This is a genomic window from Winogradskya humida (genome assembly GCF_016862215.1).
Lineage (GTDB): Bacteria > Actinomycetota > Actinomycetes > Mycobacteriales > Micromonosporaceae > Actinoplanes > Actinoplanes humidus.
On record NZ_BOMN01000008.1, the window covers coordinates 56,084 to 77,975 of the forward strand.

Below are 21,892 nucleotides of genomic sequence, written 5' to 3' on the forward strand. Positions count from 1 at the left end.
AGGACCACTCAGCCCTGGGTGAAGAAACCGCCCTCGGCGATCTTGGCCTTGTCCTCAGCGGTGACCTGGACGTTGGCCGGTGAGAGCAGGAATACCCGGTTGGTCACCCGCTCGATCGTACCGCGCAGGCCGAAGGCGAGTCCGGCCGCGAAGTCGACCAGGCGGCGAGCGTCACTCTCGTCCATCTCGGTGAGATTGATGATGACCGGTACGCCGTCGCGGAAGTGCTCGCCGATGGTGCGCGCCTCGCGATAGGTGGTGGGGTGCAGCGTCGTGATCTGGTACCGCTGCTCCTCCTCGGCCGGCCGCTGGTGCACCTGGGTCTGCGGCGCGAGCGCCAGGTTCTCCCGGGTGGAGTAGGCCTGCTCGCTCGCCGGCGCGGGCGGCCGGGTGATGGAGCGCACGCTGGCGCGCTCGCCACGGTCGTGGTCGTGGTCGTCGCGGTCGAGTGCCGCGGCGGCACGCTCGAGGCGGCCGCTGCCCCGGTCGGACTGGCGGGCCCGCGGGAGCGCGGGTGCCTCGTCGACCTCGTCCTCGTCGTCCGCGTACTCGTCGGCGTAGCGGTAGCCGGTGTCACGGTCCCGCTCCCGATCGCGGTCACGGTCGCGGTCCCGCTCGCGGTAGCCACCGTCGCGGTAGCCCCGGTCGTCGTACTGGTCGTCCTCTTCGACGAGCCCGAGCCACACGCCCGCCTTGCGAAGTGCGCTCATGTGATCACCAGACCCTCTGCGCCGAACCGCTCGTCCATGCCCCCACCTCCGTCACTGTGCGCCTCGCACCCCCTGCGAGCCGCGTCCCCCCTTGCACGGATTCCGCGATCTTCAAACATCTCGACCCCGGCGCCCGCCGAACGACACTGCGTCGTCGGACGCGAAGGCCGGTCCACCAGGGCGAACCCGGGAACCGGAAGCACGTCGCGCGTGAACAACACGTATGTAGTTTGCTGCCCGCCGCAAGGCTACCGCAGCGTGTTTCGCATCCCGAGCAAAGAAGTACCGATCCTTACGTGTGTCGCTCCGTGCGCCACGGCCGCTTCGAGGTCGCCACTCATGCCCGCCGAGACGACTGTCGCGTCCGGATGATCGGCGCGCAGCCGCGTGGCGATGTCGGCGAGGGCGGCGAAGGCTCTCGATGGCTCCCATTCGCGGGGAGCGACGGCCATCACTCCGCCGAGCCGCAGCCCCTCGGCCCCGGCCACGAAATCGGCGAGTGGAAACAGGTCGCCGCCGGGATCCGCTCCCCCTCGCGCGGTGTCCCCGTCGATGCTGACCTGCAACAACACCTCGAGCGGGCGCTCGCGGAGACGCTGAGCCGCCGAGTCGAGAGCGGAGGCCAGCCGCACAGAGTCCACGGACTCGACGACATCGGCGTACGTGACGACCGAGCGTGCCTTGTTGCGCTGCAGCTGGCCGACGAAGTGCCAGCGAACCGCGGCATCCTCCGCGGAAACCGAGGCGGCCTTGGCCGCGGCTTCCTGGTCCTTGTTCTCCCCCACGTCCGTCACTCCGAGCGCGGCGAGGTGCACCACGTCGGAGGCGGGATACGTCTTGGTGATCGCGACCAGGGACACGCTGCCCGGGTCGCGATCGGCCGCGACGCAGGCGCGCACGATCCGCTCACGCACCTCCGTCAGGGAGGCGGCGAGCTCATCGCGGCGCGACTGCGGCAATCGTCAGGAACCGTTCTTCAGGAAGTCCGGCACGTCGACGTCGTCGAAGAGCACCCGGCGCGGCGGCGGGGTCGTGGCGGCGGGCTGGTTCGAGGACTGGCTGACCGGCGCGGGCACGCTGGGCGTGGACGCGGGCGGCGAGGACGGCTGCGGGACGACCTTGCGGGCCGGCGCCTCGGTCGGCTTGTACGACGGGGTGCCCCCGTCGAAGCCGGCGGCGATGACGGTGACCCGGACCTCGTCACCCAGCGCGTCGTCGATGACCGCGCCGAAGATGATGTTGGCGTCGGGGTGCGCCGCGTCGGTGACCAGCTGCGCCGCGTCGTTGATCTCGAACAGGCCCAGATCGGAGCCGCCGGCGATGGAGAGCAGCACGCCGCGGGCGCCGTCCATGCTCTGCTCCAGCAGCGGGCTGGAGATCGCCTTCTCGGCCGCCTCGACCGCGCGGTTGTCGCCGCGGGCGCTGCCGATGCCCATGAGGGCGCTGCCGGCGCCGCTCATGACGCTCTTGACGTCGGCGAAGTCCAGGTTGATCAGACCCGGGGTGGTGATCAGGTCGGTGATGCCCTGGACACCGGAGAGCAGCACCTGGTCGGCCTGGCGGAAGGCATCCATCATGCTGATGCCGCGGTCGCCGAGCGCGAGCAGCCGGTCGTTCGGGATCACGATGAGCGTGTCGCACTGGTTGCGCAGCTCGTCGATGCCCTGCTCGGCCTGCACCTGGCGGCGCTTGCCCTCGAACGAGAACGGCCGGGTGACCACGCCGATGGTGAGTGCGCCGAGCTTGCGGGCGATGTTGGCGACGACGGGCGCGCCTCCGGTGCCGGTGCCACCGCCCTCGCCGCAGGTCACGAACACCATGTCGGCGCCCTTGAGGACCTCTTCGATCTCGTCGCGGTGGTCCTCGGCGGCGTTCTTGCCGACCTCGGGCTGCGCGCCGGCGCCGAGGCCCCGGGTGAGCTCCCGGCCGACGTCGAGCTTGACGTCGGCATCCGACATCAGCAGCGCCTGGGCATCGGTGTTGATCGCGATGAATTCGACTCCCTTGAGCCCCACCTCGATCATGCGGTTGACGGCATTGACGCCGCCACCGCCGATGCCGACGACCTTGATCACCGCGAGGTAGTTGTGCGGAGGTGTCATCGGGTTCAGCCTTCCCTTCCAGGGTTTTCGGACGTCGAGGGCCCCAGCGGTTCCGATGGAACCGCCTTCAGCGTCCGCTCTCCGTACAAGGGAGGGCGAGGAAACCCTCACCCTCTACTAGAGGCTTAGTGTTATGTCAACTACTCAACCTCAATGGGCAACGTAAGCGGACGTGTCGCCCGATCCAAGGACCAACGCGGCGTGTCGGCGTCCGCTTACGTGGCGAGTATCCGACTCAGCCGTAACCTGGGACAGAATGTGCCGTTTGGCGCACTCTGTCCGGTTGCGATGGTCGCCGGACCACAGATCAGCGAATCGTCACCACAGTGGGCGCGCTCACATCGATCGTGTCTCCCTCACGCTTCAGCAGTGCCGTGGCGACCTGCGCCTTGGTCTCGCTCTGGGTCTCGTCGCCCCAGATGATCTTCCTGCCCTTGCGCAACCCCAGCTCCACCTGGGCCGGCGCCGGCACCGAGATCGAGAGCACCTGCTCGCGCAGCTCGTCGGTGAGCGAGCCGAGCACGACCAGCGCGGAGCGGGTGTTGATGTCCTTCGGACCGGGCCGGGCCAGGTTCGCCACCGGCATCCCCGAGGGCCGTTCCGCGACCGTCCGAAACGCGACCCCCGCCGCGTCGATCAGCGAGAATTCCTGGCCGACGGGTACGGCAGCCACAGCCGTACGCTCCACGACCTGCACCTCCACGGTGGCGGGCCACGAGCGCGACACGATCGCCCGCTCGACGGCCGGCAGCGCCTGCACCCGGCCCCGGATGGCGTCCAGGTCGACCCGGGCGAGGGGCTCGTTCATGCGTACGGCGGCAGCGTCCTCGACCTGCGACGGCTCGAGCGTGTCCGTGCCGACGACCCGCACCGCGCGCACGCCGAGCACGGACGTCGCGTACACCATCCAGGTCAGCCCGCCGAGCACCAGCACCACACCGAGCGCGACGGCCCAGGGCAGCGCGGCACGCATCCGGCGTTGCCGGGCGCGCGCCATGAACCGCCGCACCGACGGTGGCACGGCGTCGGTATCCGCGCGCACCAGCCGCCAGTTACGGCCGCCCCCGTCAGTCATCCGGCCCCCCGGTCAGCGATATGGACAGGTCAGCTCTCGGAGAGGGCCACCAGCAGCTCGTCGCCCATCAGCGAGATCGGCGGCGCGCCCATGGTCACGACCACGTCACCCGGCCGGCTGCGCCGCACGACCTCGGCGGGCACGTCCTCCCAGGACGGCACGAAGATCTTGTGCTCGTCGCCGAGGTCGATCGCCGCGGTCAGCGCGACGCCGCCCTCGCCGGGCCCGCGGGTCTCCCCCGGCCCGAACACCTCCATCACGATCACCTCGTCGGCGATCGCCAGCCCCTCGGCCAGCTCGGCCTGCAGGTCACGGGTGCGATAGACGCGGTACGGCTGGAACACCACGACCAGCCGCCCGTCCCCGGCCACCTCACGCAGAGTGCGCAGCGCGGCCTTGACCGAGGTCGGGTGGTACGCGTACTCGTCGTACACGCGCACGCCCGCGACCGTGCCCTTGCGCTCGAAGCGGCGCCGGACCCCCGGGAACGACGCGAGCGCCTCGGTGATCTTGTCGAGCGGCAGGCCCAGCCGCAGCGCGGTCAGCACGGCGGCGGCGCTGTTCAGGCCCATGAGGCGCCCGGGCAGCGCCAGCACGATCTCGCCGAGCGGCTTGCCGTCGAGCCAGCCCTGGTAGCGGACACCCTGCACGGAGGTGACGACGTCGGTGATGCGGAGGTCGGCTCCTTCGCTCTCGCCGTACGTATAGACGGTCCTGCCCTTGGCCCTGAGCCCCGCGATGAGCTCCTGGACGCCCTCGTCGTCGGCGCAGGTGACCACGAAGCCGTCGGGATCGGTGAGCTCGGCGAACTCCAGGAAGCCGGCCTTGAGCCCGTCGAGGTCGCCCCAGTTGTTGAGGTGGTCGCCCTCGATGTTGGTGATGATCGCGACGTGCGGCCGGTAGATCAGGAACGACTTGTCGTGCTCGTCGGCCTCGGCCACGAAGTAGGAGCCGGAGCCGTGGTGACCGTTGGAGCCGGCCGCGGAGATCTCGCCGCCGATCACGAACGACGGATCCTCACCGGCGTGCTGCAGGACCACCGTCATAATCGACGTGGTGGTCGTCTTGCCGTGCGTGCCGGCCACCGCGATCGTCCTGCGGCCGGTCATCGCGGCGGCGAGCGCCTCCGAGCGGTGCAGGATCCGCAGCCCCCGGCGGCGGGCCTCGGCGAGCTCGACGTGCTCGAACGGGATCGCGGTGGAGTAGACGACCGTGTCCACGCCGTCGAGGTTCGACGCCTCGTGGGTCATGTGCACCGTGCCGCCGAGCGCGCGCAGCGCGGCCAGCGTGGGCCATTCGCGCAGCTCGCTGCCGGAGACCGGGATACCCCGGGTGAGCAGCAGGCGGGCCAGGCCACCCATCCCGACGCCACCGATGCCGATGAGGTGCACCGCGCCGAGGTCCTCGGCGGTCGTCCCGCCGGCCGGCTTCAGGTCCGCCGTGTTCACTGAGTCTCTCCCCATCTAGGAAAACCAAAGATCGTCATCGGGCAACCGCTTCGCAGACGAAGTCCAGCAGCGCCTCGTCGCCGTCGCGGCGGCCGTACGCCCCCGCGGCGGCGCCCATCGTCGCGAGCCGCTGCGGGTCGCGGGCGAGCGGGATGATCGTCCGCTCGATCCACTCCGGTGTCAGCTCGGCATTGTCCACGAGCAGGCCGCCGCCGGACTCGACGACGGGCAGCGCGTTGCGCTTCTGCTCCTGGTTGCTGTGCGGATAGGGCACGTAGACGGCGGGCATGCCGATCGCCGTCGTCTCCGCCACCGTGATCGCGCCGCCGCGGCAGAGCATCAGGTCCGCGGCGGCATAACCGAGCTGCATGTCCGAGAGGTACGGCACCACCTTGTACGGCACCGGCAGGTCGCCGGGCACCTCGAACGGGTCGTTGCGCCCGCCCTGCACGTGCAGCACCTGGATGCCCGCGTGGGCGAGCTTCTTCGCCGCGCCCGCGACCGCGAGGTTGATCGACCGCGCGCCGGAGGAGCCGCCGGAGACGAAGAGCACCGGCAGGTCAGGGCGCAGGCCGAAGTGGGCGAGCGCCTGCGGGCGCAGGGCCGCGCGGTCCATCCGGGCGATGGCCGTACGCAGCGGCACGCCGACCACCTTGGCATCGCGCAGCGACTCGGCGGCAGCCGGCTGACCCGGGAAGCCGACCGCGATGTTCTTGGTGAACCGCATGCCCATCCGGTTGGCCACACCCGGGGGAACGTTCACCTCGTGGATGACGATGGGCAGCTCACGCCGCCACGCCGCGAGATAGGCGGGCACCGACACGTAACCGCCGAAGCCGACCACCACGTCCGCCTTGACCTCGTCGAGGATCAGGCCGGCCGCGTGCGCGGACTTGTACATCCGGTCCGGGGTGCGCAGCAGGTTCAGGTTGACCGAGCGCGGGAGCTGGAACGCCGGGATGACCCGCAGGTCGTAGCCCGCCGGCGGGATGAGCTCGTTCTCCATGCCCTTGGGGCTGCCGAGGGTGGTGATCCGCACCTCGGGGAAGTGCCGGCGCAACGCATCGGCGAAGGCGAGCAGCGGATAGATGTGACCGCCTGTGCCTCCCCCGGCGAGCACGACCGACCGCAACGTACCCATCACCTGCTCCTCACCCGTCCGACCGCCCCGCCCGACCGCCCTCAGAAGGACTGAGGACGCTATCTCCCTCGCGGTGCCCGATTGCCCGGTCGTTGGGCGGAGGGGCGCGACGGACCCGGCCGCCGCGGCGGGGGGAGCGGCGGCAGCGGGGCCCAGACTAGCCGTACCCACCGCGACGGCGGACGGGCGTGCAGGGCGCGCGCGGCGTCGGGCTCCGCGCGGGCGCACGAGGCGAGGATGCCCAGCGCCGCCATGGTCACAGTCAGTGCGCTGCCACCTGCGGAGATGAGCGGGAGCGGCACACCGGTCAGCGGGATGAGGCCGATCACCCCGCCCATGTTGATGATCGCCTGGGCGACGAGCCAGGTGGTGATCGCCGTCGCGGCCAGCCGGCGCCACGGGTCCTCGACCCGGCGCGCGATCCGGAAACCGGTGTAGGCGAGCACGGCGAACAGCACCGCGATCACCATGCAGCCGACCACGCCGAGCTCCTCGGCGACCACGGCGTAGATGAAGTCGTTGTCGGCGGCCGGCAGCCAGTTCCACTTGAGCGCGCCCTTGCCGAGGCCGACGCCGAACCAGCCGCCCTCGTAGATGGCCGACCGGGCCTGCAGGATCTGGTAGCAGAGGTCGAGCGCGCAGTCCTTCGGGGTGTCCAGCCACATCGTGATGCGCAGCAGCCGGTAGTTGGGCTGGCCGGTGGCGCCGGAGCCCGCTCCCCGGGAGGCCGCGGCGATCAGCAGCCCGATGCCGGCAAGGCCGAGGACGCCGAGCGCGCCGAAGACCCGCAGCCGCACCCCCGCCGCCCACAGCAGACCGATGATGAGGGAGAGCACCACGAGCATGGTGCCGAGGTCGTTGTAGCCGACCATCACGAACAGCAGGCCGACGGCGGGGAACAGCGGCATCGACAGCTCGCGCCAGTACCCCAGCGCCGCGCCCTTGCGCGCGATGATGTCGGCGCCCCAGAGCACGACGCCGAACTTCACGAACTCGGCGGGCTGCAGGCCGACGGGGCCGATGTAGAGCCAGAGCAGGTCACCGGTCAGCGGGCCGAGCGAGACGGACCCGTCGCCCGGGTCCACGGCGAGCACACCGAGCGAACCGAGACCGCCCAGCAGGTCGAGCACGCCGAGCAGCACGACCGCGACGCCGAGCACGTAGACGCCGAGGAAGCGCAGGGTGCCCGCGGGAAGCCGCTGGCACATCCAGAAGCCCACCAGGCCCAGCACAGCGAAGATCAGCTGGCTGCGGACCGCGCTGAAGGCGTTGCCGTTCGCGGCGTACGCCTGGACGCTGGTCGCCGAGAACACCATGGTCAGGCCGATGAGCAGCAGCAGACCCGAGCTGGCGATCAGCAGGTAGTACGACGAGAGCGGCCGCGCCAGTATCCCGTGCACGGCCGGCAGCAGCTGCTGACTGAGCGACTTCGGGCGGACCGGTGCGGGCGCCGGCTGCACGGTGGCAGCCGGCGACACGGTGACCGTCGTCCGCGACTCGCGCTTGTCCTCCGCCATGCCCACCATCATGGTGGCGCGACACGCCAGCCCCGGGATGCGGGACAGGCGTGTCGGGAGAGATCTATCCCTCTTTAACCCATGCCCTCTTGAAGCTCGCTAGCCCATGATCGCCAGGAAGTCGCTGTAGAACAGGCCGAGACCGATGGCCACACAGATGCCGGCCACGATCCAGAACCGCACCACGATGTTGACCTCGCTCCACCCGGCGAGCTCGAAGTGGTGCTGCAGCGGCGACATCCGAAAGACGCGCTTACCCGTGGTCTTGAACGAGATGATCTGGATGACCACCGACATCGTGATGATGACGAAGAGGCCACCGATGATGATCGACAGCAGCGTGGTGCGGGTCGCCATCGCCAGGCCGCCGATGAGGCCACCGAGCCCGAGCGCGCCGGTGTCACCCATGAAGATCCGCGCCGGCGAGGTGTTCCACCACAGGAAGCCCACACAGGCCCCCGCCGCGGCCGCCGCGATCAACGCGACCTCCAGGGGATCCCGCACCTCGTAGCAGTAGCTGCCGGCGTAGTTGTTGTCACCGCACCAGTGCCGGTACTGCCAGAAACCGATCAGCGCGTACGAGCCGAGCACCAGGATCGACGCACCGGTCGCCAGGCCGTCGAGGCCGTCGGTCAGGTTCACGCCGTTGGACATCGACATGATCACGAAGACGAAGACGATGACCGAGCCGACCTTGCCGACGTCGAGGAAGCTGATGTCGCGGATGAACGAGATGTGCTCGCTCGCCACGGTCTGCCCGTTCGTGCTGGGCACGTAGAGCGCCGCGACGCCGAGGCCACCGCCGACCAGGAGCTGGCCGAGCAGTTTGCCCTTCGCGCTCAGGCCACCCGAGTTGCGCTTGCGGACCTTGAGGAAGTCGTCGAGGAAGCCGACCGCGCCGCAGAAGACGAACAGGCCCAGCAGCACCAGCGCCGTCATGGTCGGTTTGACCTGGGCGATCTGGGCCTCGGGCAGCGTGGTCAGGGCGAGGTGCCCCGCCACGTAGGCGAGGACCGTGGCGATGATGAACGCCACCCCGCCCATTGTCGGCGTGCCCTTCTTGCTCTGGTGGGACGCCGGCCCCAGGGTCCGGATCGGCTGCCCGGCCTTCAGCGCGGCGAACACGCGGATGGCGACCGGCGTGCCGAACAACGAGATGATGAACGCGACCGCAGCCGCGACGATTACTGCCCTCACGGGCTGACCTCCCCAGTGACCGTGCCCGCGCGCAGCGCGTCGGCCACCTTCCACGTCCGGTACCGCGAACCCTTGACCAGCACGACATCTCCCGGGCGCAGGTCGCCCGTCACCGCCAGGATCGCCTCGGCCTGATCGGCCGCCGCAATCGATTCACCCTTCCATTCCGGTACGCCCGCAGCCCCGTCGAGCACCGCCGCCGCCTCGGCCACCGCGACGAGCCGGTGCACCCCCAGCTCCGCGGCGAGCCGCCCGACCTCCTCGTGCCCGGCCACCTCCTGATCGCCCAGCTCAGCCATGTAACCCAGCACCGCGATCGTGCGGCCGCCGCTCCCCATCGCGGTCAGCGCGCGCAGGGCGGCGGCCGTCGACGAGGGGTTCGCGTTGTACGAGTCGTCGATCAGCGTGACGCCGTCCGCCCGCTCGACGACGTCCATCCGGCGGCTCGAGCGGATGCCGACCTCGCCCAGCGCCTCGGCGACGGCGGCGACCGGCATCCCGGCCTCCAGCGCGATCGCCGCGGCGACCAGCGTGTTGGACACCTGGTGACGGCCGGTGACGGCGAGCCGCACCGGGGCGCTTCCCGAGCGGGTCACCAGCTCGTACGCCGCCCGGCCCCGGGAGTCCAGGGTCACGTGCTCCGCGCGTACCGTCGAAGCCTCTGATTCTCCGGCCAGGACCACCCGGGCGGCCGTGCGGGACGCCATGGCCGCCACCAGCGGGTCGTCGGCGTTGAGCACCGCGACACCGTCGGCGGGCAGGCTCTCGACCAGCTCCCCCTTGGCCTGGGCGGTGCCTTCCTTCGACCCGAACTCGCCGATGTGCGCCGCGCCGATGTTCAGCACGGCACCGATGCGGGGCGCCGCGATCCCGGCCAGGTAGGCGATGTGCCCGATCCCCCGGGCGCCCATCTCCAGCACCAGGAACCGCGTCTCCGGGGTGGCCTTGAGCACCGTGCACGGGAAACCGAGCTCGTTGTTGGGCGAGCCCGCCGGCGCCACGGTCTCCCCGAGCCGCGCGAGCAGCTGCCCGATGTAGTCCTTGGTCGTGGTCTTGCCCGACGAGCCGGTCAGGCCCACGACAGTCAGCTCCGGCAACCGGCCCACGACCTTGTGGGCGAGCCTGGCCAGCGCCGCGAGCTGCTCCTCGACCACGACCCCGGGCTGACCCGTGTCGCGGGTGCCGAGGACCGCGGCGGCACCGGCGGCGATCGCTGTGGCGGCGTAGTCGTGGCCGTCGACGTTCTCGCCCTCGAACGCGACGAACAGGCCCTGCGGCATCGGCGCCCGCGAGTCGTACTCGACCGGTCCGGAGACGATCAGGGCAGGGTCGGCGTTGACGAGACGTCCACCGGTGATCGTGGCGATCTCGTCCAGGGTCATGCGGATCAAGCGGCACCGTCCTGTCGCGCGGTCAGCGCGGCGGCCAGCTCGATCCGGTCGTCGAACGGCAGCACCTCGCCGTTCACCTCCTGGCCGCTCTCGTGTCCCTTGCCGAGCACGGCCACGACGTCGCCCGGAGCGGCCAGCCGGACCGCCTCGTCGATGGCGGCCCGGCGGCCCGCCACTTCAATGATCTTGGAGACCGCGGCGGCTTGTTCAGCGCCTTGCCGGACGGCAGTGCGCACCACGGCGGGGTCCTCGGTGCGCGGGTTGTCGTCGGTGACCACCACGACGTCGGAGCCGCGTGCTGCGGCGGCACCCATCAGCGGGCGCTTGCCGGTGTCGCGGTCGCCGCCGGCGCCGATCACGCAGATCAGCCGGCCGCCGCGGGCGGTCGCCAGGTCGCGCAGGGCGAGCAGCGCGGCCACGATCGCGTCGGGCTTGTGCGCGTAGTCGACGACGCCGAGGACGTCGCCTGAGGCCTTGACCCGCTCGAGTCGCCCGGGAACCCCCGGGCACGCCGCGATGCCGTCAGCGGCGATCTGAGGGTCGATGCCGACGGCCACGAGGCTCGCCAGGGCCAGGAGCGCGTTGGCGACGTTGTGCCGGCCCGGCAGCGCCACCCCCGCGGTGATGTCACCGACCCTGAACGTCTGGCCCGCGCCGTCGACCTCGATGTCCGACGCCGACCAGGTCGCCGAGGTGTCGCCGTTCGCCGAGTAGCTGACCGTGGCGGGCTTGAACAGCGGCTTGAGCGCCGGGTCGTCGGCGTTGAGGACCTCGACGGCGCTGCGGCCGTCGAACAGCTTGGCCTTCGCCGCGAAGTAGTCGTCCACGTCGGTGTGGAAGTCGAGGTGGTCCATGCCGAAGTTGGTGTAGCCGCCGACGGCGAAGCGCACCCCGCCGACACGGCCCAGGGCCAGCGCGTGGCTGGACACCTCCATGACCACGGCGGTGACGCCGAGCTCGAGGGCGGTGGCGAGGATCGCGTGCAGGTCGGTGGCCTCGGGCGTGGTCCGCGCGCTCTTGACCACGAGACCGCCGAGGCGCGTCTCGACCGTGCCGATCAGCCCGGTCGTCAGCCCGGCCGCCTGCAACCCCGATTCCACGAGGTACGCGGTGGACGTCTTGCCCGCCGTCCCGGTGAGCCCGATGACGGTGAGCCGCTTCGAGGGGTCGCCGTAGATCGCCGAGGCGGCCACCCCGAGCACCGCCCGGGGATCCGCGACGACTACCACGGGTAGTCCCGTGGAAGCGGCGAGTTCACTCCCTGCGGGGTCGGTCAGAACGGCGACGGCACCGGCCTCCGCAGCGGCGGACGCGAACTCCGCGCCGTGCCTGCGGGCGCCCGGCAACGCGGCGTAGAGGTCGCCCGGACGCACCTCGCCACTGGCGTGCGTAACCCCCGTGATCAGGGCATCCGTGGCAGTCGGGGCAGCCTCGAGCAGGGCTGCGAGGTCGGCCAGCCGATAGGGCTGGACAGTCTGGGGACGGGGAATGCCGGACACGGCGTCAGACCCTACCCGGTGATGCCCGCACCGCTACCAACGCCATCCGGGCGCTTAATCCTTCCAGTCGAACTTGGGCGCGGGGGAACCGGACGGTGGCACACGGTAGTGCAGCAGCGCCGCGGACATCATCTTGCTGAACGCCGGGGCCGCCACGTCGCCACCCGTCCCGTTCGGAACGTCGGCGAAGACGCCGATGACGAACCGGGGCGCCTCAGCCGGTGCCATGCCGATGAACGACCCCGCGTTATGGCTGGTGTACTGCCCGTCGACCAGCAGCTTGCCGGTGCCCGTCTTGCCCGCGACCCGGTAACCGTCGACCTTGGCCTTGGTGCCGGTGGCGCCCTTGGCGTCGACGACCGCCTCCATCATCTCGCGTAGCTCCTGTGCGACACCCGGGCTGAGCACCTCGTGCGTCTCCGGCGGCGCAGTCGCGGTCGTCCTGCCGTCCTTGCCGGAGATCGTCGCCTTGATCAGGTGCGGCTGGACGTAGATGCCGTCGTTCGCGATCGCGGCGTACCCGGCCGCCATCTGCAGCAGGGTCGCGTCGACGCTGTGCCCGATCGGCACGGAGCCGTACGCGGAGCCGCTCCACTCGCTCGGCTCGAGCAGCCGCCCGGAGGACTCGCCGGGCATGCCCTCGTCGGTCGCCCGGCCCAGCCCGAACTTCTGCTGGTACTCGTAGAGCTTCTCCTTGCCCAGCTTCTGGCCGATCTGGATCGTGCCGATGTTCGAGGAGTACGCGAGGATCTGCGCGACGGTCAGCTTGGTGCCCCGGGCGAAGTTGTGCGTGTCCGTGAACGGGATTCCACCGAGCACCAGCGCGCCCCCGACCGGGATCTGCGTCTCGGGGGTGATGACCCCCTCCTGCAGCGCCGCGCCGATGGTGAACGCCTTGTGCGTCGAACCCGGGTCGGTGATCACGCTGGAGACCGCGTCGTCGCGCTCGGTCCATTTGAAGTCGAACGGCTTCTGCGCGTTGTACGTCGGGTAGCTCGCCTGGGCCAGCACCTCGCCGGTCTTGATGTCGATCACGACGGCACCGGCCACCGTGGCGTTGACGTCCTCCATGTACTGGCTGAGGTAGCGCTGCACCTCGAACTGCAGGTCACGGTCGATGGTGAGCTGCACCGACGAGCCCGGCGCGGCCGGCGTCTCGCGGTTGTAGCCGCCGGGGATCTCCTTGGCGAGATCACCCTGGCCGGTCTCGTATACCTTCTTGCCGTCGGTGCCGCGCAGCAGGTTGTTGTAGCGGGCCTCGATGCCCTCCAGCCCGGTGTGGTCCGCGCCGGTGAAGCCGATGAGGTTGGCGGCCAGGTCGGCGCCGGGCACGTCGCGCCGCTCGTCGCGGTCGGAGCCGATGCCGGGCAGGTCGAGTTTGCTGATCCGGTTGGCCACCGCGATGTCGACGCCGCGCGCGAGGTATTCGAAGCGCGACTCACCACCACCGGGCCGCTTCTTCTTCGCCATCAGCTGCACGAGGGTGGACTCGGGCACGCCGAGCAGCGGCGACAGCTGGGCCGCGACCTGCTGCGGGTTCTCGACCAGCGTGGGGTCGGCATAGATGAACCGTGCCTCGACACTGTGCGCGAGCACCTTGCCGGAACGGTCGAGGATGCTGCCGCGCGGCGCCGGGAGCACCAGCTCGGTGAGCCGCTTCTCGCGCTGCTTCAGCAGGCTCGCCGCCTCCGCGGGCGAATCCATCACCTGCAGCACGACGAGGCGCACACCGATGGAGACGAAGAGCACCAGCGCGAGCACGGTGCCCAGGCGCAGCCGCCTGGTGCTGTTGGCGAGTTTCGGGGGCTCGGCCGGGACGCTCGGCGCCGGCCTGCGGTTGGCCGGGCGGGTCCGGACAGTACGCGGGTCAAGGCGCGACTCGGGCCGATCCGCGCGGGCTCCCAGGCGTTCCGTACGCGCCACCGGGCGGCCCGAACGCGTCTCGGACCGTGCTCCGCGTGTCTCGGAGCGGGCCTGGGTGCCGCGGCGCGGGTTGGCCGTGGCCCTGGTGCGCCCGGCTCCCGCGGTCGTGCGTGTCGGCTGGCTGCGGCCGCGCTCCGGCGTACGGCGCTGGCGTTCCCCGTCCTCGGCAGGCCCTCTTCTTCCGTCGGCGGTCCCTTTTCGTCCGTCGACCGTCCGGCCTCTGCCCTCGGCCTTCGCCGCGGCGGTCCGGCGGCGGGGCTCCGGCTCGGTCTCCTCCGGCCGCGGGCGGCTGCGGCGCTGCGGTGGCGGCTCGTTGTCCTCGTCGCGGCGCCGGTCCCCCCGGGCCGGGCGTCCACCATCGAGGACCTGCAGCGACGGGCGGAACGGGTCGCCGTTGCGGCCGGCCCGCGGGTTGCGGGTGCGCTGGTCGCTTTCCCGGACGGTCCGGCCACGCGGGGTGTACGCCCGCGCGTCGCCGATCCCGCCGAAGCCCCTGCCCCGCTCGCCCTGGCCCCGCTCGGCCTGGCCCCGCTCGCCCTGGCCGTCGTCCTCGGGGCTCCCGTTACCGGCTTTACCCGCGGAAGAGCCGCGCCGGGGCTCCTGGCCCCGGCGCGGCGGCGTCCCGTCCGCACGCGGCGTCATGCGTTACTGCCCGGCAACCGTGCTGGGCGCCGCCTTCTTCGCCGCGTCGGCCGCGGCAGCGGCGTCCTCGGGAGTCTGGGCGGTCACCGACTGCTGGCCCCGGCCCGGCGTCGGCACCCCGAAGATCTTGCCGTCGGGAAGCCGGATGTACGCGGGCGAGTCCGCCTTGACCAGGCCGAGCCGCTTGGCGGCCGCGTCCAGGCTGCCCGGCATCTCCTTGCGGTCGATCTCGCTCTGCAGCGCCTGCTGCTGAGCGTCCAGAGTCGACTGCTGCTTCTGCAGCGAGTCCAGCTTGAACGAATTCTCCGCCGTCTTCGTGTTGATCAGCAGGATGCCCAGCACCCCGGCGACGACGATCCCGACCACCAGCGCGATGAACGGCGCGCGCGGCGCGTTGATCGGCATCGGCGGCGCGACCCGCAGGCGCGGCGACGAAACCTCGCCCCGCTGCTGCTGGTCGGCGTCGAGCTTCAGCGCTGAGGTGCCCCGGACCGGGAACTGTCGCTCCCCCGCGGCACCGCTCGATGCCTTACGTCCCTTGTCCTGCTGGCTCGCGGTCCGGCCCCCCGACCGCGACGCCCTGCCCATGCGCTCGCTCAATGCCCCTCCCCCTTCTACCGTGCCCCCGGGCGTGCTCGCCCTCGTCCCCCATGTGCCGGCATCCGGGCCCGTTCGCGGGCGGCACCCGGTGCCTGGCCGTGCTCGTCGATCCGTTCCGCCGCGCGCAGCTTCACCGAAGCCGCTCGCGGGTTCTCCGCCACTTCCTCGTCCGTCGGCGGTTCCGACCCGCGGGTCAGCAACCGCACACTGGGACCGCTGCCGGGAAGCTCGACCGGCAGGTCGATCGGGCCGGTACTGCGGGCCCTCTCGACCAGGGCCCGCTTGACGATCCGGTCCTCCAAGGAGTGGTACGACATGACTACAAGTCGCCCTCGGGGCGCGAGCAGGTCCAAAGCGGACGGCATCGCGGACTCGAGGGCGGCGAGCTCCCCGTTTACCGCAATGCGTAGTGCCTGAAACGTTCTTTTCGCGGGATTCCCACCCGTTCGCCGTGCCGCGGCCGGAATCGCGTCCCTGACCAGGTCGGCGAGGCGCGACGAGGAGACGATCCGCTCCTTCGCGCGCTGCTTGACGATCGCCGAGACCACACGGGTCGCGAACTTCTCCTCGCCGTACACCCGCAGGATCCGGACGAGCTCGCCCGGCTCGTAGCCGTTGACGAGCTCCTCCGCGGTGATCCCCGTGGACTGGTCCATGCGCATGTCGAGCGGCGCGTCCTTCGAGTAGGCGAAGCCGCGGTCCGCCTCGTCCAGCTGCAACGAGGACACGCCCAGGTCCATCAGCCCGCTGTGGAACACCGGCAGGCCCAGCTCGCGGAGAACGTTCGGCAGCTCGTCGAAGACCGCGTGCACCAGATGGGTACGCCCCTCGAAACGTGCCAGCCGGTGCCGCGCGTGGGCCAGCGCCTCGGGGTCGCGGTCGAGCCCGACCAGCGTCACCCCCGGATGGCGCTCCAGCACGGCCTCGGCGTGCCCGCCCAGTCCCAGCGTGAAGTCGACGTGCACAGCGCCGGACAGCTCCAGCGCGGGGGCCAGCAGCTCGAGACAACGCTCGAGCAGCACCGGCACGTGCGTGCCGCGCAGCTCCCCCATGTCGACCCCCATAGCCCCAGCTCTTTCCACGTGTCACCCGGCTGGCGAAGTATCCGCTACCGAGGCAGGTATTCGTCCGTTCGTCTTTCCGTACCGCCAGATCCCCATCCGCTCGTGCCCGTTTGCCGTTCGGGCGCGCCCTCTGGACACACGCCTGGCACCGGGGAAGAGGCGCCAGGAGCGGGAGCGGCTGGAGATCTCGCAGTACGGCGGCAGCGACGTCCGGACCGAATCGCTCGGCCGGCAGATGCCACGCCTACAGTCCGCCGGGCAGCACCCCCTCCTCGATGTCGGCGAAGTCGTCCTCGCTCGCCGAGAGGTACTGCTCCCAGGACTGCTTGTCCCAGATCTCCACCCGGGTGCTCGCCCCGATCACCACCAGCTCACGATCGAGGGCCGCATACTCCCGCAGGTGCGCCGGGATGGTGACCCGGCCCTGCTTGTCGGGGATCTCGTCGTGCGCGCTGGCGAAGAACACCCGGCTGTAGGCCCGGGCGGGCTTGTTCGTGACCGGTTGGTCCCGGAGCTGTCCCGCGATGCGCTGGAACTCCGGCATCGGGAACACGTACAGACAACGTTCCTGCCCCTTGGTGATCACGACACCTCCCGCCAGCTCGTCCCGGAACTTCGCCGGAAGGATCAGCCGGCCCTTGTCATCCAGGCGGGGGGTGTGCGTGCCGAGGAACATCGGCCAACCCCCTGCCCATCCGGCGGTTTCGCGGACCGCCCCGGTGTCTCGGGCCGGCAGGTCCGTCACGGCCTGCCACTGCGCTCCACTCTACTCCACTTCCCTCCACCCGCAACCGGAATCGGGCCGTCCGCGAGCCTGATTCGCAGACGAAAGCGCACGTCAGGAGCGGTGGGGGCGGAGTGGAGGGCCGAGCGCCCCGGACCATGGTCCACTTTCCGACAAGCCGCCCAGGTGGGCACGAAACTCCATCGAAAACGGGCGTTCCGTCGCCCCGTGGAGGGGATCGGGGAGAGAAGTGGAGGAAGATGAGGAAGACCACTCCGGGCGGATGAATTTTCGCCACTCACGGGGCTCCGCGCGCGTGCGCACGCCCGCGCATGTACGCGCGCGCGTGCGCTCCCGCGCGCTAGGCGCGGCTGCGCGCTCGCGCGCGAGGGGGAAAACGACAGCGGGGCGCGACCCATATCGGGTCGCGCCCCACGGAACTGTCCTTTGCCGCTACATCGGGAGCTGTCGTCAGGCGGCGAGGCGCCGTACGACGTAGTTGCTGCTCCAGATCTTGTGCTTGCCGACCCGGGCACCGCTGTGCGGCGAGTCGTAGATGTAGCCACCACCGGCGTAGATGCCCGCGTGGTAGCCGTACGAGCCCGACCGGAACACGATCAGGTCGCCGACCTGCTTGTTGCTCTTGCTGACGGCCTTGCCGTACTTCTGCTGCGAGTTCGCCTTGTGCGGCAGGCTCTTGCCGACCGCCTTCTTGTAGACGTACTTGGTGAAGCCCGAGCAGTCGAAGCGGCTGGGACCGGTGGCGCCGTACTTGTAGAGCGCGCCCTTGTGCTTCTTGGCCTCGGCCAGGATCTTGGCGCCCTTGGACACCGCGGTCTTCTTGACCGTGATCTTGACCGCGCCGGTCGCACCGGAGGTCACGCCGGTGGTGCCGCTGAAGGTCGTGCGGTACCAGGCGGTTCCGCCGGGCTTGGTGGTGAAGGTGACCGATCCAGCGGAGTTGTTCCCCTTGACCTGCCACGTCTTCCAGGTTTTGCCGCCCACCAGGGTCTGGAGGCGCACCGAACCACTGACGAGCTTCTTGCCCGTCCGCGGGTCGATGAGCTTGGTCGTCACCTTGATGGTGGCTCCCTTTTTCACCGACCGGCTCGTGTAGGAGACGGTCAGCTTGGGCTTGACCTTCGCGGCTGCCGCCGAGACCACAGGAGCTGCGGTGACGGGAGCGGCCGCGGAGGCTGCCGAGGGCGCGATCAGCTGACCGGCGCAGAGGCAGAGACCCAGGGAGAGAGCGGCGGTACCGGTGCCGACGGAGATGCGACGGCCACGGGTAGCGGTGCTTTCGTGCACGGTAGAGAAATCCCTCCGGCACACCTGCGAGGTTAGCTGTCGGATTCGGGCGGGAACTGCGCCCGGCCGCAGTTTCGCGGCTTCACCCCAAGGTCCGCGAGCCGGCGTCGGCTCGTAATACGGACCGGATCTGGGTCCCCCGTCCCTGCCCCCGCATGCCTCGGTCGGTCGATCAGGTTCTCTGGTCGCGCCGTACGGACCGGGGCAGGGCTCGGTGTGATCCGTTCGGTGCGAGCGGTGGGCGAATGCTCACCGGCCTGACCTTGGTACCTGAATTTCCTGCCGATTGCAGGGTCGTCGATCGCTACTCTCCGTGGTTGGCACGGTGACTCATGTCCGGTTTGCTCCTTCAGCGTGACAAATGCCGCTACACATCGCGCATAAGTGATTACGCAGAGCCGAAGGTTACGGGTGAATCAGAACACACAAAAAGCCGCACCGGCACCGATCATGGACGCGTCACAGGTCGGGCGAATGCCCTCTCAAACACTCCTACCGGCGCTAATGCACCGCCGGACGACCGATGCTGATCATCCATTCGGCGGTTCATCGACGACTGTCTACCCACCCAGGCCCCGGCACGTCATGCGACCACTCGACGTAGTGTCCGTTTCCGGTACCCTCGTCGCCGTGACGGACGGGAAAATGCCCATGCGGGCCAAGGTCGCGAGCTCCGTCTCGCGCACAGCGGCCGCGTTCTCGCGAGCAGCGGGACGCGGCGACGGCTCGGTGATCGGGGGCTGGATCGGCCTCAAGATCGACCCGGACCTCCTGCGGAACCTCGCGTCGGGCCGGGCCATCGCGCTCGTCTCCGGCACCAACGGCAAGACCACCACCACCCGGTTCACGGCCGCCGCGCTCGGCGTTCTCGGACCGGTGGCCACCAACTCCTTCGGCGCCAACATGCCCACCGGGCACACCTCGGCGCTGGCCAGGGCGGGCTCCACCCCGTTCGCGGTCCTCGAGGTCGACGAGCACTACCTGGCACGGGTCATCGACGAGACCACGCCGCGCGTCGTCGCGCTGCTCAACCTCTCCCGCGACCAGCTCGACCGGGCCAAGGAGGTGGCGATGATGGCGCAGATGTGGCGCACCGCCCTCGCCGCCCACCCCGACATGCACGTGGTCGCCAACGCCGACGACCCGATGGTGGTCTGGTCCGCCGTCAACGCCGCGCACGTCGTCTGGTTCAGCGCCGGCCAGCGCTGGATGGACGACTCCTGGGTCTGCCCGGAGTGCGGCTCCCCCATCAACCGCGCCCAGGGCGACTGGTGGTGCACCGGCTGCCCGCTGCGCCGCCCGGTGGCCCAGTGGCGCGTCGAGGAGGACGGTGTCGTCGACCCCAAGGGCGACTGGCACCTGGTGAAACTCCAGCTCCCGGGGCATGTCAACGTCGGCAACGCGGCCACCGCGCTCGCCGTGGCGGCCGAGTTCGGGGTCCGCCCCATCGAGGCCGTCCCCCGCCTGGCGAGCGTCGCCTCCGTCGCCGGCCGCTACGCCCAGGTCGACCGGGACGGCCGCAACATCCGGCTGCTGCTGGCGAAGAACCCCGCCAGCTGGCTCGAGGCCTTCGACATGGCCGAGGTCGCCCCCACCCTGCTCTCCATCAACGCGCGGGACCCCGACGGTTTCGACACGTCCTGGCTGTACGACGTCGACTTCTCCCCGCTGCGCGGACGCCAGGTCTTCATCACCGGTGACCGTGCGTACGACCTCGCCGTACGCCTAGAAGTGAACTCTGTGGCCTTCCGGCACGTGCATACATTTGACGAGGCAGTTCAGGCCACACCGCCGGGGCGCCTCGAAGTGATCGCCAACTACACGGCGTTCCAGGACATCCGAGCGGAGTTGGACCGTGTCAACTGAGAGCACCTTGCGCATCGTCTGGATCTATCCAGACCTGCTCTCGACGTACGGCGACCGCGGCAACATGCTCATCCTGGCCCGCCGTGCAGCCCTGCGGAACATCCCCGTGGAGACCTACGAGGTCCGCTCCGACCAGCAGATGCCCACCACCGCGGACATCTACCTGATCGGCGGTGGCGAGGACGGCCCCCAGGCGCTCGCCTCCCAGCGCCTCATCGCCGACGGCGGCCTGCACCGCGCGGTCAACCAGGGCGCGGCCGTCCTGGCCGTCTGCGCGGGTTACCAGCTCTTCGGTGGCTCGTTCTTCGCCAAGGGTGCTCAATGCCGCGGGCTAGACTTGCTGGACATCAACTCCGACCGGGGCGAGACCCGCGCCGTCGGTGAGGTCCGGGGCGACATCGACCCCCGCCTGGGCCTGCCCCCACTGACCGGCTTCGAGAACCACGGCGGCCGCACCCACCTCGGCCCCGGCGTCGCACCACTCGCACGGGTCACCGCCGGCATCGGGAATGACGGACAGACCGAGGGCGCTTGGAACGGCAAGATCCTCGGAACGTACGCCCACGGCCCCGCACTCGCTCGCAACCCAGCTATAGCCGATCTGCTACTGCGCTGGGCGATCGGCGCGGATAGTCTTGCACCTCTCGACGACACCTGGCCCGAGCGGCTCAGGGGCGAGAGACTCGCCGCAGCAAGCGCCGTGTAAACCGCACTTACACCGACGAGACCTTAGGGGAACCACTGCATGACTGACATCCTGATCGCCCCGCGGGGCATCGAAACCCCCGCCACGGACCCTCAGGTCAGCCAGCACCCCACCCCGGTCGAGCCGAACACCCCCGCGACCTGGCGCCACCGCCTCGTCCGCTTCGGCATCCTCGGCGCCGTCGTCACCGCCCTCGGCGTGGCAGCGATGGTCCTGCCCCTGCAGTCGATCGCCCACTCCGTCCTGGCCCTCGGCCCGGCCGCCGCAGTCGCGGTGGCCGTGGTCGGCGGCCTGCTCCTCTCGGTCCTGGTCCCCCGCACGGCCATCACCCTGGCCTGCGGAGCCCTCCTCGGCCCCGCCACCGGCGCCGCCACCGCCCTCGCCGCCGCCATCATCGCCGCCGTAGCGACCTACTACGCGGGCCGCTGGGCCGGCCGAGGCGCCCTGGGCAGCAAAAACGGCGGCCGCATGGAACGCCTCGACGGCTGGCTCAACCGCCGCGGCCTGTCAGCGGTCCTCCTCGTCCGCTTCCTCCCCCTGGCCCCCTTCGGCCTCATCGGCTACGCCTACGGCACCACCTCCGTCTGCCGCAAGCGCTACCTCCTCGGCACCACCATCGCCTCCATCCCCTCAGCCATCTCCTACGCCGTCATCGGCGCCGCAGTGGCCTCCCCGGGCTCCATGAACCCCCTGACCCTGGCCCCGGCCGCCATCGGCATCACCCTGACGACCACGATCGTCTACCGCTGGCGCCGCGCCGCGAAGCGCACCGCCGCCGCGGAGCTCACCCCCGCCGCCATCACAGCCTGAGCCCCCGCCGCCCGGCCCCGACTCCGCCGCCCGGCCGTGGCTCTAACGCTCGGCCCTGGCTGCTTGCTCTAACACTCGGCCGCGGCTATTGCTCTGACGCTCGGCCCCGGCTCTGAGCGCTCTGGCCCTGAGCGCTGGGCCTTGGTTCTGGCCCTGAGCGCTCGGCGTT

Annotated in this window: 18 protein-coding genes and 1 riboswitch; of the genes, 3 read left to right on the forward strand and 15 right to left on the reverse strand. The window is 70.6% G+C overall.

From position 1 onward, the window contains the following. Positions 1–8: 8 nt before the first annotated feature. The 15 genes from Ahu01nite_RS02400 to Ahu01nite_RS02470 form a co-directional block, all read right to left on the reverse strand. A complete protein-coding gene (locus tag Ahu01nite_RS02400) occupies positions 9–710 on the reverse strand; it encodes a cell division protein SepF (protein WP_203834682.1) in 702 nt (233 codons plus the stop codon). 248 nt (positions 711–958) lie between these two features. Then, positions 959–1,669: a YggS family pyridoxal phosphate-dependent enzyme gene (locus Ahu01nite_RS02405; protein WP_203834683.1), complete on the reverse strand. Its 711-nt coding sequence runs from the start codon at positions 1,667–1,669 to the stop codon at positions 959–961. 3 nt (positions 1,670–1,672) lie between these two features. Beyond that, on the reverse strand, positions 1,673–2,812 hold the full coding sequence (gene ftsZ, locus Ahu01nite_RS02410; protein ID WP_203834684.1) for a cell division protein FtsZ: 1,140 nt from the start codon (positions 2,810–2,812) through the stop codon (positions 1,673–1,675). A gap of 307 nt (positions 2,813–3,119) precedes the next feature. After that, positions 3,120–3,887: a cell division protein FtsQ/DivIB gene (locus tag Ahu01nite_RS02415; RefSeq protein WP_203834685.1), complete on the reverse strand. Its 768-nt coding sequence runs from the start codon at positions 3,885–3,887 to the stop codon at positions 3,120–3,122. Between the two features lie 29 nt (positions 3,888–3,916). Then, the gene (murC, locus tag Ahu01nite_RS02420; RefSeq protein ID WP_203834686.1) at positions 3,917–5,350 is read right to left on the reverse strand and encodes a UDP-N-acetylmuramate--L-alanine ligase; all 1,434 of its coding nucleotides are present in this window, start codon (positions 5,348–5,350) and stop codon (positions 3,917–3,919) included. Positions 5,351–5,369: 19 nt separating this feature from the next. Next, a complete protein-coding gene (gene murG, locus Ahu01nite_RS02425) occupies positions 5,370–6,476 on the reverse strand; it encodes an undecaprenyldiphospho-muramoylpentapeptide beta-N-acetylglucosaminyltransferase (RefSeq protein ID WP_203834687.1) in 1,107 nt (368 codons plus the stop codon). A 59-nt stretch (positions 6,477–6,535) separates the two neighbouring features. Further along, entirely contained in the window at positions 6,536–7,993 is a 1,458-nt protein-coding gene (locus Ahu01nite_RS02430) for an FtsW/RodA/SpoVE family cell cycle protein (RefSeq protein ID WP_239158567.1), read from the reverse strand. Between the two features lie 99 nt (positions 7,994–8,092). After that, positions 8,093–9,190, reverse strand: a complete 1,098-nt coding sequence (gene mraY, locus Ahu01nite_RS02435; protein ID WP_203834689.1) for a phospho-N-acetylmuramoyl-pentapeptide-transferase — start codon at positions 9,188–9,190, stop codon at positions 8,093–8,095. Next, positions 9,187–10,581 carry a UDP-N-acetylmuramoyl-tripeptide--D-alanyl-D-alanine ligase gene (locus tag Ahu01nite_RS02440; protein ID WP_203834690.1) on the reverse strand — a complete coding sequence of 465 codons (1,395 nt, stop codon included), beginning with the start codon at positions 10,579–10,581 and terminating at the stop codon, positions 9,187–9,189. The genes mraY and Ahu01nite_RS02440 overlap by 4 nt, the downstream gene beginning before the upstream one ends. Beyond that, positions 10,578–12,080, reverse strand: a complete 1,503-nt coding sequence (locus Ahu01nite_RS02445) for a UDP-N-acetylmuramoyl-L-alanyl-D-glutamate--2,6-diaminopimelate ligase (protein ID WP_203834691.1) — start codon at positions 12,078–12,080, stop codon at positions 10,578–10,580. The genes Ahu01nite_RS02440 and Ahu01nite_RS02445 overlap by 4 nt, the downstream gene beginning before the upstream one ends. A gap of 54 nt (positions 12,081–12,134) precedes the next feature. Continuing rightward, positions 12,135–14,645 (reverse strand): penicillin-binding transpeptidase domain-containing protein, encoded by a 2,511-nt coding sequence (locus Ahu01nite_RS02450; protein WP_203834692.1) that lies wholly within the window; start codon positions 14,643–14,645, stop codon positions 12,135–12,137. A gap of 3 nt (positions 14,646–14,648) precedes the next feature. Beyond that, positions 14,649–15,233 carry a cell division protein FtsL gene (gene ftsL, locus Ahu01nite_RS02455; protein ID WP_438874752.1) on the reverse strand — a complete coding sequence of 195 codons (585 nt, stop codon included), beginning with the start codon at positions 15,231–15,233 and terminating at the stop codon, positions 14,649–14,651. A 26-nt stretch (positions 15,234–15,259) separates the two neighbouring features. Further along, the gene (rsmH, locus tag Ahu01nite_RS02460) at positions 15,260–16,309 is read right to left on the reverse strand and encodes a 16S rRNA (cytosine(1402)-N(4))-methyltransferase RsmH (RefSeq protein ID WP_203834694.1); all 1,050 of its coding nucleotides are present in this window, start codon (positions 16,307–16,309) and stop codon (positions 15,260–15,262) included. Between the two features lie 244 nt (positions 16,310–16,553). Then, positions 16,554–16,985, reverse strand: a complete 432-nt coding sequence (gene mraZ, locus Ahu01nite_RS02465) for a division/cell wall cluster transcriptional repressor MraZ (RefSeq protein WP_203834695.1) — start codon at positions 16,983–16,985, stop codon at positions 16,554–16,556. A gap of 519 nt (positions 16,986–17,504) precedes the next feature. Then, a complete protein-coding gene (locus Ahu01nite_RS02470) occupies positions 17,505–18,341 on the reverse strand; it encodes a C40 family peptidase (RefSeq protein WP_203834696.1) in 837 nt (278 codons plus the stop codon). Between the two features lie 6 nt (positions 18,342–18,347). Beyond that, positions 18,348–18,517, reverse strand: a riboswitch (cyclic di-AMP (ydaO/yuaA leader). A 469-nt stretch (positions 18,518–18,986) separates the two neighbouring features. Between Ahu01nite_RS02470 and Ahu01nite_RS02475 the strand changes: the two genes are divergently transcribed. Genes Ahu01nite_RS02475 through Ahu01nite_RS02485 form a run of 3 tightly spaced genes read left to right on the forward strand, consistent with a single transcriptional unit; the run spans position 18,987 to position 21,723 of the window. Next, entirely contained in the window at positions 18,987–20,207 is a 1,221-nt protein-coding gene (locus Ahu01nite_RS02475; RefSeq protein ID WP_203834705.1) for a MurT ligase domain-containing protein, read from the forward strand. Beyond that, the gene (locus Ahu01nite_RS02480) at positions 20,197–20,913 is read left to right on the forward strand and encodes a type 1 glutamine amidotransferase (protein WP_203834697.1); all 717 of its coding nucleotides are present in this window, start codon (positions 20,197–20,199) and stop codon (positions 20,911–20,913) included. The genes Ahu01nite_RS02475 and Ahu01nite_RS02480 overlap by 11 nt, the downstream gene beginning before the upstream one ends. A 39-nt stretch (positions 20,914–20,952) precedes the next feature. Further along, positions 20,953–21,723 (forward strand): TVP38/TMEM64 family protein, encoded by a 771-nt coding sequence (locus Ahu01nite_RS02485; RefSeq protein ID WP_203834698.1) that lies wholly within the window; start codon positions 20,953–20,955, stop codon positions 21,721–21,723. Positions 21,724–21,892 lie beyond the last annotated feature (169 nt).